This is a genomic window from Bacillus sp. FSL K6-6540, assembly GCF_038007545.1.
Map to the genome: position 1 here is coordinate 5565673 of NZ_JBBOXH010000001.1, position 14817 is coordinate 5580489.

At 48.0% G+C, this 14817-nt stretch carries 12 protein-coding genes and 2 pseudogenes; 4 read left to right on the forward strand and 10 right to left on the reverse strand.

Annotation, left to right across the window (positions count from 1 at the left end):
• Position 1: 1 nt before the first annotated feature.
• From MHH82_RS24645 to MHH82_RS24655, 3 genes are read right to left on the reverse strand one after another with little or no spacing between them, the layout of a single operon-like run.
• Positions 2 to 1105: an extracellular solute-binding protein gene (locus MHH82_RS24645; protein ID WP_036659722.1), complete on the reverse strand. Its 1104-nt coding sequence runs from the start codon at positions 1103 to 1105 to the stop codon at positions 2 to 4.
• A gap of 41 nt (positions 1106 to 1146) precedes the next feature.
• Complete coding sequence (locus MHH82_RS24650; RefSeq protein ID WP_340968288.1) at positions 1147 to 1965, reverse strand: MBL fold metallo-hydrolase; 819 nt, start codon at positions 1963 to 1965, stop codon at positions 1147 to 1149.
• Between the two features lie 39 nt (positions 1966 to 2004).
• Positions 2005 to 3156 (reverse strand): GntR family transcriptional regulator, encoded by a 1152-nt coding sequence (locus MHH82_RS24655; protein WP_015736944.1) that lies wholly within the window; start codon positions 3154 to 3156, stop codon positions 2005 to 2007.
• 765 nt (positions 3157 to 3921) lie between these two features.
• Here MHH82_RS24655 and MHH82_RS24660 point away from each other — a divergent pair.
• Positions 3922 to 5346 (forward strand): hypothetical protein, encoded by a 1425-nt coding sequence (locus tag MHH82_RS24660; protein WP_340968290.1) that lies wholly within the window; start codon positions 3922 to 3924, stop codon positions 5344 to 5346.
• A 51-nt stretch (positions 5347 to 5397) separates the two neighbouring features.
• Positions 5398 to 6618 carry an MFS transporter gene (locus tag MHH82_RS24665; RefSeq protein ID WP_340968293.1) on the forward strand — a complete coding sequence of 407 codons (1221 nt, stop codon included), beginning with the start codon at positions 5398 to 5400 and terminating at the stop codon, positions 6616 to 6618.
• 112 nt (positions 6619 to 6730) lie between these two features.
• Here the strand turns inward: MHH82_RS24665 and MHH82_RS24670 are convergent, their stop codons facing one another.
• Positions 6731 to 7093, reverse strand: coding sequence for a winged helix-turn-helix transcriptional regulator (locus tag MHH82_RS24670; protein WP_036659734.1), 363 nt, complete (start codon positions 7091 to 7093; stop codon positions 6731 to 6733).
• Between the two features lie 164 nt (positions 7094 to 7257).
• On the opposite strand from MHH82_RS24670, the gene MHH82_RS24675 reads away from it, so the two are divergent.
• Positions 7258 to 7884, forward strand: coding sequence for a TetR/AcrR family transcriptional regulator (locus tag MHH82_RS24675; protein ID WP_015736948.1), 627 nt, complete (start codon positions 7258 to 7260; stop codon positions 7882 to 7884).
• Positions 7885 to 8096: 212 nt separating this feature from the next.
• On the opposite strand, the pseudogene MHH82_RS24680 reads toward MHH82_RS24675, so the two are convergent.
• From MHH82_RS24680 to MHH82_RS24695, 4 genes and pseudogenes are all read right to left on the reverse strand, one after another.
• Positions 8097 to 8334 (reverse strand): annotated as a pseudogene (locus MHH82_RS24680) (SDR family oxidoreductase); the annotation flags it as partial.
• A 121-nt stretch (positions 8335 to 8455) separates the two neighbouring features.
• Entirely contained in the window at positions 8456 to 9325 is an 870-nt protein-coding gene (locus tag MHH82_RS24685; protein WP_340968295.1) for an SDR family NAD(P)-dependent oxidoreductase, read from the reverse strand.
• Between the two features lie 45 nt (positions 9326 to 9370).
• Entirely contained in the window at positions 9371 to 10321 is a 951-nt protein-coding gene (locus tag MHH82_RS24690) for an NADP-dependent oxidoreductase (RefSeq protein ID WP_340968296.1), read from the reverse strand.
• Positions 10322 to 10480: 159 nt separating this feature from the next.
• Complete coding sequence (locus MHH82_RS24695; protein WP_340968297.1) at positions 10481 to 11239, reverse strand: SDR family oxidoreductase; 759 nt, start codon at positions 11237 to 11239, stop codon at positions 10481 to 10483.
• 182 nt (positions 11240 to 11421) lie between these two features.
• Here MHH82_RS24695 and MHH82_RS24700 point away from each other — a divergent pair, with 182 nt between their 5' ends.
• Positions 11422 to 12060 (forward strand): TetR/AcrR family transcriptional regulator, encoded by a 639-nt coding sequence (locus MHH82_RS24700; protein ID WP_015736952.1) that lies wholly within the window; start codon positions 11422 to 11424, stop codon positions 12058 to 12060.
• A 431-nt stretch (positions 12061 to 12491) separates the two neighbouring features.
• Here the strand turns inward: MHH82_RS24700 and MHH82_RS41695 are convergent.
• Positions 12492 to 12557: pseudogene (locus MHH82_RS41695) on the reverse strand (tRNA-binding protein); the annotation flags it as partial.
• Between the two features lie 182 nt (positions 12558 to 12739).
• On the reverse strand, positions 12740 to 14452 hold the full coding sequence (ilvB, locus tag MHH82_RS24710) for a biosynthetic-type acetolactate synthase large subunit (protein WP_049788823.1): 1713 nt from the start codon (positions 14450 to 14452) through the stop codon (positions 12740 to 12742).
• Between the last annotated feature and the right edge of the window lie 365 nt (positions 14453 to 14817).

A 14817-nucleotide genomic window follows, 5' to 3' on the forward strand; every position in this document is an offset into this window, starting at 1 on the left:
TTTATTGCATAATCTCCAATTCGATTTTCTCCGCCCACAGATCCATGTTTTCGGCAATAAAGGCCCAATCGAAATCTTGTGGTTTTAACGAAGTAAACAGCTCTTTGACGGACTCATTGGCTTGCTCGACCGCCTTCGTATTTGCCGGCATGGCATTGAACTCAGCCGCAAATTCCCCTTGGACTTCGCTGGATCCGAGCCATTCCACGAACCGCTCCGCCGTTGCCTGCTTCTTCGTTCCGTTCACGATCGCCGCATGTTCCACGACCATCGGCACGCCGATTTCCGGACTGACAATGCCTGCTTTCACGTTATATTGCTCTTCCTTCTGCTGCAGGGTTCCGGAGACGAGCGCTCCCAGCGGGGTTTTACCGCTGGCCAAATTGGCATAGAAGTCTTCGCCCTCGACTGCGCTGACACCGTTGTCATACAATTGCTGAATTTCATTCCAGCCCTCCTCGGATACCCCGAGATCGCCGTTCGGATCTTGGAAACGGGTCAGAATGCCCGCTACAACAAGGCGAGGCGTATTTTGTCCAAGCAGCGTAGGAGCTTCGTATTTCCCTTTATACGCATCGTTCTTATAAAGGTCCGTCCAGTCCTTTGGCGCAGTATCTGCCGTGAATTCGTTCGGGTTATAACCAAGCAGAATCGCTTGCTTCACAAGCCCATGATAGTAGCCTTCCGGATCGTTCAAGCCCTGCTCAACATCTCCGGCCCAGCTCGGTACAAACTTAGCCAGAGCGTCTTCCTTTTTCAAATTCTCATAAAGCATATTGTTCAAGCCGTATACGACGTCCGCGATCGGGTTGTTCTTCTCGGCAATCAACCGGTTCGTCAAGTCGGCGCCGCCCGCTCCGACAATTTCGATGTCAAAGCCCGCACCCTTCGCTTTCTCCATCAGCCATTCGCCGCGGCCGTCGGAGTTCGCATTGGTGTACACGATCAGCTTTTCATTCTGGGCTGGTTCATTTGATGACGATTCCGACGGAGCCGGTGTCCCCTCCGAAGTGCCCGTGTTAGCATTGCCGGCATTGTTGCCGCCTCCGCAAGCCGAAACAATCACACACATAATGAGAAGTAGCGCCATTGAAAGTTTTCTCATGATTTCCTTAACTCTCCTTTGATCGTGTCATTTTGTTTGGTTTAAATGTTAATGATCAACCCGTCATATGCCGGTAAAATTCCGGCGGGGCTGAAGATGCGGACAAAATCCTCATGTAGCAGCTTGGAATTATGGCTAAAATGTGTGACGACGATTTGGCCTTCAGGCTTCAGGATATTTTCTTTTTGAAACTCGCGCTGGGCTTCCAGCACCGTTTCCACGCACATATGATTGCGGTCGCGGGAGTTCCCCGTATATCCATGCGTGCAGTCGAGAATGGCGCAATCCAGGCTTTTGCCCTTTAACCACGCCCATGTCGCATCCGGGAACCAGCCCGAATCATGCCCGTACAGCAGTTTTTTCCCTTCCTTTTCGATCACGTATAATAGACAGGTTTCCATCCGGTCATGATCGGCCAATAATGGCGTTACCGTTGCATCGCCCATAGCAAAGGTCTCATACGAGCGCAACAGATGAAATTGATACCTTTGTCCTTCAAAGCGGCCGATGGCGGCACGCGTGTGGTGCATCACGGTACCATTCCCGTAAATGTGCATCGGATGCTGGAGGCCGTGCGCAATCCCTTCCCTGCGGCATTCCAGATCAGCGGCATTGAAATGGTCCATATGCGAATGCGTGACCAACAGGTGCTCGATTGCTCCCAGATCGATATTGTCCCGCAGCGCCTGCATATAGGAATCCGGGGAATAGTCAAACTTGATGACATCGTCCAGGATGGCGGAAGTTCTTGTGCGGATATTTTTTCCCCCAAGCTCCCGCGCTTTGTTGCAATGCTCGCAGCGGCAAAATGCATTGGGAAAGCCCTCTGCGGCTGCGGTTCCTAGAAAGTGAATTTTCAAAGTCATGTCTCCTTGCCATGCAAACGATAGTGATCCATTTTACGTCCAGGACTGAACGGATTGCCGTTCTACTATCGATGTTTGAATTTTAATGGTGATGGGATTCTCGTTGGAGTTGCCAACGCGCTTCATCAGCAAATCAACGGCCGATCGGGCAAGCTTCTCGGTGTCTTGTCGAACCGTCGTAAGCGGTGTCGGAATATATGCCGCTAACTGGATATCGGAAAACCCGACGATGGACAGCTTTTCAGGAACCGGAATCCCCATTTGCAGTGCGGTGTGAATTGTCGAGATGGCGACATGGTCATCCCCGCACATGATGGCCGTCATCCGGGGGTTGTCCTGAATAAACCGCTCCTGTTCCGGATCGAGCTCATTAATGCGGCTGGTATCGCAAGTGACGCTTCGAAAATGAATGTTCTGGATCTTCACCGGAATTTTATGATCGAGCAGCGCTTGGATATAGCCTTGATACCGTTCCTTCCGGCTTGTGATATTGTCGATCGGGTTCGAAGTGTATCCGACCTCCCGGTGCCCCTTCTCGATCAAATACTTGGTCATTTGATAAGAGCCCATATAATGGTCGTGATACACGCAATCGATCTCCACTTCATGGAAAATACGATCGATGATCACCAGCGGCAGTTTGCAAAGCTTTAGTCGCAGCACCTGATCGCTGCAGGTCTTCCGCCCCTGAGGAAACAGAATGATGCCGGTGATCCCTCCTTCGGCCAGCCTTTCCAGACAAAGATCCTCATCGTCGCGGTCCTTCGTCATTTTTAGAATGAGGTCGCACCCGTGCTTTCGAACTTCAGCCTCGGCGGCGGCGATGATTCTGGAAGTGTAATCGGATAGATGGGGCATAATGAGCGCGATCTGTCCGAACGGCCTCTCCACGTTCGGTGCCGCCTCGGTGACCTGGGGTGAAGTTCCTCCATGGACCATCAATCCATCTTGCGGCTGGGCAAGGAAGGTCCCTCTGCGGGGGAGGCGGTAAACCAGTCCCTGCTCTGCCAGCTTTTGAAGCGCCAGCTTGCTCGTCATTCGACTCACGCCAAATAACTTGGCAAGCTCTCCTTCGGATGGAACAGGATCATGCGGCCGCAGCCGACGACTCTGAATAATCTCGATTACCTGATCAGCCACCCGGTGATATAATTGATTCTGTTTCATCAAACGTGCATCTTTCATCAAATTATCCCTCTAATCGTTGAGTCGACTCGTATCCGCAAGGGATCTAATTTGAAGTTAATTTATGTCACTGACATATTCAATGATATATATGTAAAAGTCTCGTAAATTCTATGTTAAATCGTAAATCCGATCTCCTGAACCCCATATTACATATCAGTGATTTATTCTGGCACAGGTGAAAAAAAGCGTCCCGCAAGCCTTGAAAAAAGACTCGTGGGACGCTTTGGGTTATTATGGCCGGGTAAATTCCGCCCGGTCAAAGCTTCCGATAAAAAACAAAAAGCCTTGATTTCTCTAGGGTTTTTCTTCGTATGGAGCCTGAGGGGATCGAACCCCTGACCTCATCGCTGCCAGCGATGGAAATGTAGGCCGTGATTTATTGACGACATGCCCAGGTGCATGAATTGATTCCTGTTGAGCGATTTCTTTTACCAGATCAGGGTTTACATCTACTGCCTTGGCATTGGTCAATGAAACGGCGAGTAATAGCAAAAACAAGACAAGTCTAACCGCTGCCATTTAAGGGACTGTTTGTTAAACTTGGAAATCCCGATCATTCTCCTCTTCAACTCAGAATGTTCCGATCTAATCCATTTCTAAGTATCAAAATGTATCCTACCCCACAAAAATGTTCCGTTCACACAAAAAAGTGCGTACTTTTCACCAATTAGTAAGGGTGATAACCTTACATACAGAACGATCGATCCACAATTGATTGAGCGACACACGGTCGTAAAAAAAACATAGGTGAGGTGCTAAGAAATGAAGGAATATCAACTTATTTTGAAAGAGAAGAAAATCGTTTGGGGAGAAACCATAGATATCGAGCGGCTTATTGACAACAAACCAGTCAACACCATCAGACAGAGCGAAAACTCGAACATGGATTGGAATTTGCCTGCAGGCGTATATCGAGCCAAAGAGATTGTTATCGAACTCGATAAAATGCTTGAGGCCATGCTGGTTCAGCTGGGCGAACCAGTGAATAGCGATCCGACAGTACTCTTAGATAGCCTGTTAGCCAATTTGGCGATTTCCGGACGCTTGTCTTCTTTGCCCTTAAAATCATTGGAACTTGAAGATCATGCCGGTATAGAGATTAGATCTCAAGCGGTACGTATCGGAGAACAATTGGTAAGCTGGGCCAGAGAGATCAATGCTGAGAAAAGGACATTGGCTGAGTATGGGTCAGAAACGCTTAGTGAACTGGAATTTCGAAGCCATTGTTATGGTCATCCGCTGACCCCGGAAGCTACTGCTCAGGTTTGGGGACCATTCGGCGGACCAAGGATTATGCAGATTTATAATGAATACTTACACCAATTCGTTTTACTTCGGGATGCCTTATTGCCATTTGCCAATTGGGAAGAGGTTCCGTTTGAAGTCAAGGAATATAGGGAATTCAAAGGATTGCGTTTTCTGGAGCCATCCCGAGAAGTATTCTTAACGCAACTGTTCAAGAAAAAATTAACACATAAATCGATCATCCAGTATGCACAAAGTGTGGTTAGTTCAGGGTTGGAAAAAGTCGGTTACGGCTTCCAATATCGTCTAGGTACCGTTTTGCCGGCTGGTTTGGGCGAGTCTGCCCGTACGGCATCCCGTTATCTCCTGAGATGGCATCCCGTACAAACGATACAGGTAGAAGATGCAGAAGGTTTGGCCGCGGTCTCCTTCGATTATGAATATGATGATTATTATTCCGCGCCCCGTAAAGAGGCAGGAAAAGGAACACCGGCAGACGACGAATTGCTTCCTGAATATGGGGAGGATTACGATGAACCATCGATTGCCCGGTTGCTGCCAAATACAATTACAGATCGAACGACTCTACAGTTCAGTATCGAGATGAAAGGCAGCGAGTTTGCAGTAGATCTTGGTCAGCTTTTTAGGGGGCAGCGCTTTTTATATCGGCCACAAAGAAGCAGCGATGCCGGGAGCGAACTTATAAAACGAGAATACATCCACTGGCACCCTGCTGAAGACATTCTCTCGCACTCCGGATTGGTCACCAATGTAGATGGCATCCATTTCATTCCGACTGCCAAAAATGAACTTGTCCTATGGGCTTTACTAGGCAAACTCTATCCCGAAAATGTAGTTTTATTGGATAAAGGAGATCATGAGGAACTGGAAGCGGCTTATGTTTCCGGCAAAGGCTTCGGTACGCAATTTCTAGTGCTGTAAGTCGTGAAATGACATCCACCGTCCATTTTGGATAGAAAGGAAGAATCTATATTGACCAGACAACAAAAGTTTTTGACAATGAATTTATTTTTATTGACCTTTATTCTGGGGACCAGTGAGTTTTTGATGGTCGGATTATTATCTGAAGTTGCCGCAGATATGAAAATCGCCATATCGACTGCAGGCTTTCTGGTGACGGCTTTTGCGCTTACCTTTGCTATAGGGACCCCGGTCTTCACAGCATTATTCAGCCGTTTTTCCAAATTCCCGCTCATCCTTGTCTTGCTCAGCATATTTATAGTTGGGAATATCGTCACGGCTTTATCAGGATCGTATGGAATGCTTCTGGTGTCCAGAATAATCACGGCCGTGGTTACCGGCGTCTTGATTGCACTCGCGATGTCAGTAGCAAGTGAAGTCATGCCTCCGGAAAAAAGAGGGCCGGTGATCTCCATCATCTTTACTGGTTTCACTGTGGCTAGCGTCCTTGGCGTACCCCTTGGCACTTTTATCGGACAATGGGGCGGATGGCATTTGGCCTACTGGTTTACCACATTGTTGGGAATCATTTCTTTGATAGCAAGCATCGCAACCATTCCTAGAGGACTAAAAGGAAAACACAGTTCACTCACAAAACAACTCAGATTGCTCGCTTATCCCAGAATTGTGCTTGCTTTTGCCATTATGATGTTAAGTATAGCAGCTACTTATAGCATCTATACGTATTTAGCTCCTTTGCTTCAGGATGTACTTTTTGTTCCAGCTCGTTATATTAGTCTCATCTTTTTACTGTATGGTGTTGTGTCTATTTTCAGCACGCTAATCGGAGGAAAGCTGGCTGTCGGTGATGGGATGAAAAAAATGCGCTATGTGCTTCTGGCTCAAGCCGTCATCTTAGTGTCACTTTATTTTACTTCCGATTCTCTTGTTGGGGGACTCGTCAGCATCTCATTCATGGCTCTCGTTGTTTATCTTATGAACTCGACAATGCAGTTGTACTTCATTGATTTTGCTGATGAGCATGTTCCGGAGGCAAGAGACTTAGCCTCGTCCTTAACCTCCGTTGCCAACAATGTTGGCATTGCGATCGGATCCGCTTTAGGTGGAATTATCACTACAAACATGAAGCTTATTGATCTATCATGGTCTGGTGGGATTGTGGCCGTACTCGCAGCAGTGTTGGCATGGGTCAACTATCGTTTGAAGCAAGGAACTGTCAGTACGACTAAAGAGAATAATGCACTGCATGAGCAATACGAAGGAAATATATAATTAAGACATATAAAAGCAGGAGGTAATTGAGAAAAGTACCTCCTGCTTTTCGAGTGTCAAGAGCAGCCCGATCAAGGCAAGATTAATGGTAAATGGACAGATTGTAGCTTTTTTATGCATTCTTGTGATTTGTGTACAATACTTCATCGGGAAAGCTTTCGATATAGTCGGTTCCAAAATCGCATAACATCGTGAGCATAGGGGCCAGTTGTTCGCCTAGCCGAGACAAGCAATATTCCACTTTTGGCGGTGAAGCTGGATAAACCTTGCGAATAATAAGTCCGTCGCTTTCTAGCATTCTTAGCTGCATCGTAACCATGCGTTGGGTTGCTTCAGGAAGTTCCCGTCGCAGCTCATTGTACCGTACTGGACCTTTTGCTAAGCGGTTTAAAATGGATATCTTCCATTTCCCACTGATTAAGCCGAGTACAATTTCCGAGGTACAGCGATATTCTTTGTCTCTAAAGTTTATCATCTGTCGACACATCCTTTTTAGAAAAGATTGTGTAAAAGCAAATTGTCTCTCTTCAGCCAATTCGAATTACAGACTATTCATTCCATATATTATCTTCAAACAGCTCAATTCTTGTCAAGGATTTCTGGATCGATTAGTATAAAATTAATAAAGGAGGTCATCTTATGCCGCGAACAGGACGTCCACGTACATTTAATCGTGACGAGGCGGTTGCCGCCGCCATGATTCTTTTCTGGGAATATGGCTTTGAATCCACTTCACTGGCTCAGTTAAAGGCAGCAATGGGAGATATATCATCTGCAAGTTTTTACGCAGCGTTTAAGTCAAAAGAAGAACTGTTCCGTGAAGTGATTGATCGCTACATATCGATGTATGGACATGCTTCGGAAACTTTCAAAAATACAAACATAACGTCGAGAGCAGCCATGGAAATGGGATTGCTAGAAGCAGCTCGGTTCCAGACAGAGAACACTCACCCTTTAGGTTGTCTGTTGGTTTTGTCCACAGTTAACTGTTCTCCTGAGCAACAACATATCCAAGACCTTCTGTCAAAGGAAAGAAAGAGAGTCCGGGGGTGGATCAAAGATTGTATAGAACGAGCCATAGCCAACGGGGAGTTGCCAGGATCCACGGATATCTCCATGGTGATTACGTTATTTGAAACCTTCTTACGAGGGATTTCTACACAAGCCCGAGACGGTGTTCCATACGAGGAAATTGCAGCTGCCATAACTCATTTGATGAGCGTATGGGATTCGTTATCTGTTGAACACGATATTCGGGAGGATTGATTGAGCATACAAATTACTCAATAAGTGGCATCGATGCCCATACGACGACCAATCTAAAAAACAATAAATTGAATTAAAAGAGCTCACTCTCTTTTTATGATCAGCACGTTAATGTCACATATATTGAGCTATCCTGTCCAATTGTTTAACGAGGTTGCCCGATCTATTCCGCGGCAACCTCGTTGTGTTTTAATGAAACTAACGTTTCCCGGCATGGATATGGTCACACCGTATTGAGGCATCTGTCTGGAGGTCATGACGGCTTCCTCACTCGCGATGAAGATAATACGGCCGTATTCGCGACTCAGCATGGAAGACAAATAAAACTTGGTTACGTCGTTGGCGGCGAGAAAGTTCGTGCAGAAGTACTTCTCCCATAGCGCATCGTCTACTTCGTAATAGGACCATGATCTCATTGATGCCCATGCTGTTGACGAGGATATCGACGTTCCTGACACCGTGGATATATCAACCGTAATTGATAATTTACTTAATTCGAATTGCTTTCATCTCCCTTGGCAAGCAGGTTAACGGCCGTTCCAACCCTACCGGCGCTTTGCACTTCTGGAACTCAGCCATTAACTTGAACATTCCCTCCAAGATATTCAAGGCTATATATATCGGAGATTTTTTCCAGCACACGCTGCGCATGTTCTGTAAATTTCAAGTCCGCAATCCGATCTTTGAACAGAAACACGCCGGTCTCCTTGCGGTTTTTGCCGAGAGCTCCCTCATATAATAGGTTGGCTCCATGAGTAGGCGGAGAGGAAAAAAACTTCATAAACAGTTCAAACCCTGCGGTCAGTCCGGAATCTTTTCCTTTTCTTAGCGTATTGTTAATGCCTGGGTCAACGCTGCGGATCTTGATGCCTTCCTTGGCAAGCTGCGGTGCGACGGCTTGGGTCCACAACGAAAGAGCCAGCTTTGAAGTCGCATAGGGTCCATACATTTTGCGGAAGGTTTGGGGATGCTCCAATTTTTCGATCGTAAACTCCTTCGTAAATCTAAACACCTGCGACGAAGTGTTAATCACCGTTTTTAAGCTGCCGTTCTTCAACAGTTCCTTCAATTCCATCAGAATAATAAAAGGAACGACCGTCAACAATTCATAATGCAATTCGCGGCCTTGTTTCGAATAGCGCAGCTCACTTAAGCCTCCTCCGGCGTTGTTAAACAAAATATCGATCCGCTGTTCCTTGCTTTTGATTTCTTCCAAAGAGTGCCTCAAGCTGTCATAATCGGTGAGATCCTTCACTTTATAGGCTCGGAGCCGTCCGTCCTTGAGATGATTTTGAAGGAATCTATCGTCCGCTGGAAAATCCGACCGGTTCAAAGCAACCACCTGCCAGTTCTCCGACAGCATTTTCCGGGTCAACGCCAATCCGATTCCGTTACTTGCGCCTGTAATCAGTGCAATATGTTCTCGTTGGTTCTTACTCAATGTATGTCCTCCTTCATTTAGAATTTCATCGGTTATATGTGCTCATCAGTCGGAGTCGGGCAGGAGGATCAGTTTGCCGTGGGCACCCCCGCTCTGGCTGATTTGAACAGCTGAACGCCATTCATCGAGTTCGAAAGTCTTCGCGACCGGAATTGTGAACTTTCCGGCCGCTGCGTACCCGGCAAAGTCGCCGACAACGTCATAACGTGCGGTATGTAGTTCTCCATAGCTGGTGCGAACGCCAAGTTCAGCGGCTGCGGCGAAATCGCTGACGGTTAAGACATGCTGGGGATGCCCGTTGACGATTTCGACCAGATCTTTCAATGAACCGCTGCTTGGCGCCGTATCCAGGGCGAGGTCAACCGGCTGTTTCGCCAGTTCGGTCACTCGTTCGACCATTCCATCACCGTACGAGGTCACCAACGCCCCCATTGAGCGGAGCTTGTCGGCGTAGGTGGGCCCAGCGGTTGCGATCACACGGGCACCGCGCATGAGGGCAATTTGAACGGCGGCGAACCCTACCGTGGTGCCGGCTCCGTGCACGAGTACGGTCTGACCCGATTTCACCCCAAGAGTATCAATGCCACGGTAAGCGGTTTCGACTGCCATTGGCAACGCTGCAGCTTGAACAAAGTCGAGTCCGGCCGGCATTCGGAACCAGTAGTACATAATCGCTTGATCCGACGCACCGGCGCTCGATCCATTCATGAAATCTGCCCCACCCAGAACGGAATCGCCGATGGCAACATCGGTTACGCCCTCTCCGATTGCGTCTACAATACCGGCCACGTCCAGCCCGATTCCGCGAGGCAAGGGCAATTCAGCGGCAAAATGGCCTTTGCACGTCACCCAGTCAACCGGATTTAAGCCGCAAGCGCGTACTCTCACGCGAATGCGGCCCGGCCCTGGCTCTGGGATCGCCACCTCCTCCAAGCATAAGACATCAGTTGCTTCTCCGTATTCGTGGAACCGGATGGTCCGCATGGTATTCTCCATTGTGATCTCCCCTCCATTTTGCTCTGGTAAATTCGCGTTCTGTGATTTCGAACGGTCTTCCAAGGAAAACAACGAACTCCTAAACTATAAAATTCACTAGAAGCCAGGGGGGCATGAGGAAAACCTATGCCCCATAGTCAGGTGTGCGAACAGAGGAGCTTAAATCTGGGAGCCGCCTCCATCGACAGGGAACTCAGCTCCGGTGGTATAGGTGGCCTCAAATGCTAGAAATGCAACAGCCTTGGCTACCTCAACTGGATCGCCTAAACGCAGCATTGGAATCTGCTGTCTCATCTGTGCCTTTGTCTGTTCGGCAGCTTCTTCAGGCATTGACTTTTCCATGATACCTGTGTCAATAACGCCGGGACTGACTGCGTTGACGCGAATATTTCGAGGTAATAACTCGCGCGCCAGACCTCGAGTCATGGAGCGCAGCGCTGCCTTACTAGCTGCGTAAGCACTGAGCATTGGGAGACCCACTACGTTCACGATTGAGGTGGTAAGGACTACCCCGCTACCTGAGCCTAACAGCGGAGCGAGTTTCTGCACGGTAAAGTACGGTCCTTTGGCATTGATTGTAAGTATCTCGTCGTACTTTTCTTCTGTCATTGCTTCGAAAGGGACAAACCCCGTGACACCAGCGTTAACGAACAGGGCATCTACGGTTCCAAATTCAGCCTCCACTCGATCGGCTAATGCGGCGATATCCTTCAATGAGGCGGCATCGCTTAAGACCGCGATCGCGTGACTTCCGAGTTGTTCACGAGCCGCATCCAGCGTCGCCTGAGTAAGTCCAGTAATCAGAACGTGTGCGCCTTCATCCACTAGCAATTTCGCCGTCGCAAGGCCGATTCCGCTGCTACCTCCCGTGATCACGACCTTTTTTCCAGAAAATTTGCCCTTACTGAATGATTCCATTTAAATCGTCCTCCCTTTGTATAATCCGTAATCGGATGATTAGGTACAAGAGCGATTATACAGCAGTAAATTTAATAAGTAAACAAAATTAATTAAATTAGTTCATTTAATTAATTTCATACATAAAGGGCAGCAAATTTGTTATAATATGTTGTATAGGCAACAAAGGGAGGTACTTATCCGTGAGAAAAGCTGTGAGTGTAGATACCTATGTGGAAAAAATAAAACCCATTATAAGAAAAACAAAATTCAGCCAACTGAAAGTCGACGATCTCGCAAAATATATGGATATCAGCAAAGTGACACTCTATAAGCATTTTTCCTCCAAAGACGACATCATCGAACAAGTCGTGGATTATTACATTGATTATTCGAAGAAGGCTGACACCGTTGTGAAAGACGATGCCGTCTCTTTTTTGGATCGTTTTCAATTAACATTTTTACAATCTTTGATGTGTGCCGCGTATATCTCTGATTTGTTCTTGCAAGATCTGAAGGAATTTTATCCACACCATTTTGAGAATCTGTCCGTTGCCCTGCAGAATCGGAATAAAAGCTTACAAACTTTTTTTGAATCCGGTATGGAGCAACAGATTTTCAACAGATTGAATGCCGTGTTGTTTATGGTTCAAGATGACGCTGTTCTGCGACGCTTTATCGAGCCGTCATTTTCGATTCAGTATGATATCACTGTGAAACAAGCGATTATGGATTTCTACTACATGAAGCAGTATCAATTGCTCAAACCTGAATATCTGAAGATGATTGACGACTCCGATATGGAAAGGAAGATCGTTCATATTTTGCAAGCCATTTCGTAAGTGAAGCATCCATATCCGATTCCGTTGTGGACTACATTGCTAGACGTCTTCCCATAAGAATTGAGTGTTACGCTGAACGTGAACAGACGAAGTATAAGCACCTTAACGAATGTAAACTTCCATGATAGATGTGGGGCGGATGCTAAAACTAAACAACGAATAAAAGTTTCAGTTCATAATCAGTAATTGCCTACAGACAATCACGCTGCTCCGCGGCACCAGCGATAGTATTAAAACGACTGTAAATTTCCATATCATAGCCCTTGTGAATAAAGCATTAGTTGACCCTTGAAATCGAAAAAGCGACAGCCATGGACGAGAAAATAATGTCCTAGACTTTCGCTTTTTCATTGAACGCTAACGTTACCTATTAAATTAATCCCACAAAAGTATTAAGCAATCGGTGTACCATTTTTCACTGGTTCGTCTGGCTACAAAAGAACAACATCACCCTCCTCTGGAATGCCTCCAATTACCAGTACTTCAGATTCAAAGCCATCAACGCTTAAGACCCATTCACCAAAACCTATCTCCAACTTCATTGCAGGATTTGGAATATATGGAAAATGATTCGCTTTAAGCACAGTACCGATACGGATATCTAATTTGAAAAAATCATCAAGTGTTGCCAAGAGTATGCCTTGCTCCTTTTAAACGATTTTTTATCTCTTCAGCGCAATTATTCGTCGTACCCTAGAATCATTTGGTCCAGCGGCGTGCCGGCAAGCACCATTGGGTACACATTCTCGTTGGTCGGGATGACGAACTCGACGAGCACAGGTCCTGTCGTCTGCAGCGCTTCTAACCAGACCTTGGATGCTTCATCCTTGTTCGTTGCCCTTAATCCCTTGATCCCGTATGCTTCCGCTAGCTTGACGAAGTCCGGACTGCCGGACAGATCAATCTGGCTGTAGCGTCGTTCGTACATCAATTCCTGCTGCTGCTTAACCATGCCGAGCACCTGGTTGTTCAAGACCACGATCTTGACCGGAATCTGATGAATCGCGCAGATCGCCATCTCCTGCGCGCACATCTGCATGCCCCCGTCGCCGTTGATCGAGACGACGAGACGATCCGGATTTCCGACTTTAGCGCCGATCGCGGCCGGGAAGCCAAAGCCCATCGTGCCAAGACCGCCCGACGTGATGAGCGAGCGAGGATGCTTGAAGCGGTAAAACTGCGCGGTCCACATTTGGTGCTGGCCTACATCGGTGGTGATGATTGCCTCTCCTTGCGTCGTCTCGCTAATCATCTCGAGCACATATTGCGGCTTAATGACTGTATCCGAATCGGTATACCGAAGCGGATGCTGCACCTTATACTCTTGAAGCTGCTCAAGCCAGGTGCCCGTCTGGGCTGCTTGCGCTTTCGTGTTCGCATAAGCCAGCACGTTTTTAATATCGCCGATGCATGCGAGATCTGTCTTGACGTTCTTGCCGATTTCCGCAGGATCGATATCGATATGGGCGATACGTTTGGCCTGAGGCGCAAACCCGTCCAGCTTCATCGTGACCCGGTCATCGAAACGCGAGCCGATCGAAATAATGAGATCCGCATTCTGTACCGCCATGTTCGCCGCATATACGCCATGATGTCCGAGCATGCCCAGCCACATCTCGTCATCGCTCGGAAACCCGCCGAGGCCGAGCAGAGTGGTCGCGACCGGAATCCGCGTAGTGTGGACGAATTTGATCAGCTCCTGGGAGGAGTTCGCATAGACAACGCCGCCGCCTGCGATAATAACCGGCTTGCGCGCTTCTGCAATCGCCTGAAGCAGCGCATCCATTTCCGCCGGATTCGGTTCCGGGGCTCCATGGTATCCGCGCAACCGAACCGTGTCCGCTGGACGATATGCCATCCGCTGGTTGGTCACGTCTTTGGGAATATCGATCAAGACAGGACCTTTGCGGCCCGTGTTCGCGATGTAGAACGCTTCATGAATGATGCGAGGAAGGTCGTGTACATCGCGAACCATGTAGCTGTGCTTCGTAATCGGCATCGTGATGCTAATGATGTCCGCTTCCTGAAAAGCATCCGTGCCCATGACATTCGTAGATACGTTCCCCGTTATGACCACCAGCGGCACCGAATCCATATAGGCGGTTGCGATGCCGGTTACCAGATTTGTTGCTCCGGGACCGGATGTCGCGATGCATACCCCAACCTTCCCCGTCGACCTGGCATAGCCGTCCGCCGCGTGGATCGCGCCTTGTTCGTGCCGGGTCAAGATATGCTTGAAATCTGGCTGATGTACCATCGCGTCATAGATATAGAGCACATTTCCTCCAGGATAACCGAATACGCACTCTACGCCTTCCTGCAGCAAGCCGCGCAAAAGCACCTCCGAACCGGTGATATATTCCTCTGATGGCGTCGTTGTTTCATTCGTCATTCCTAATTGCTGTTCCACTTGGGCAGCCTCCTTTGCAAAATAAAACCCCCTCTCCTCCTGAGCAAACTGACAGCGGTCAGCTCATACAGGGACGAAAGGGGAATTTTTCGCGGTACCACCCAAGTTCGCTGCCACCCTCGCGAATGCAGCCTCATGAGGTAAGGCCGATGCCTTACCTGCGGCGCGTTAACGAGCACCATTTCGGTTAAGCCTACTTGCGGGCGCGGAAAGAGACCAGCCGCGCTTTCGGTTAACAGCTCCGAGACGACACCATACAAAGGGTTAAGGCAAAGGTTTCAGCGTTTCCTCTGCTCTCTGGGCATAACCGCCCTTGCCGGCTTTCTCTTCATCGCCTGTTGGTATTA

Bases quoted from the DNA above. Each gene is read 5' to 3' on its own strand.
- MHH82_RS24660 (WP_340968290.1), top strand. From the start codon at position 3,922: ATGAAGGAATATCAACTTATTTTGAAAGAGAAGAAAATCGTTTGGGGA.
- MHH82_RS24670 (WP_036659734.1), bottom strand. From the start codon at position 7,093: ATGATAAACTTTAGAGACAAAGAATATCGCTGTACCTCGGAAATTGTA.
- MHH82_RS24645 (WP_036659722.1), bottom strand. From the start codon at position 1,105: ATGAGAAAACTTTCAATGGCGCTACTTCTCATTATGTGTGTGATTGTT.
- MHH82_RS24695 (WP_340968297.1), bottom strand. From the start codon at position 11,239: ATGGAATCATTCAGTAAGGGCAAATTTTCTGGAAAAAAGGTCGTGATC.
- MHH82_RS24690 (WP_340968296.1), bottom strand. From the start codon at position 10,321: ATGGAGAATACCATGCGGACCATCCGGTTCCACGAATACGGAGAAGCA.
- MHH82_RS24675 (WP_015736948.1), top strand. From the start codon at position 7,258: ATGCCGCGAACAGGACGTCCACGTACATTTAATCGTGACGAGGCGGTT.
- MHH82_RS24655 (WP_015736944.1), bottom strand. From the start codon at position 3,156: ATGAAAGATGCACGTTTGATGAAACAGAATCAATTATATCACCGGGTG.
- ilvB (WP_049788823.1), bottom strand. From the start codon at position 14,452: ATGACGAATGAAACAACGACGCCATCAGAGGAATATATCACCGGTTCG.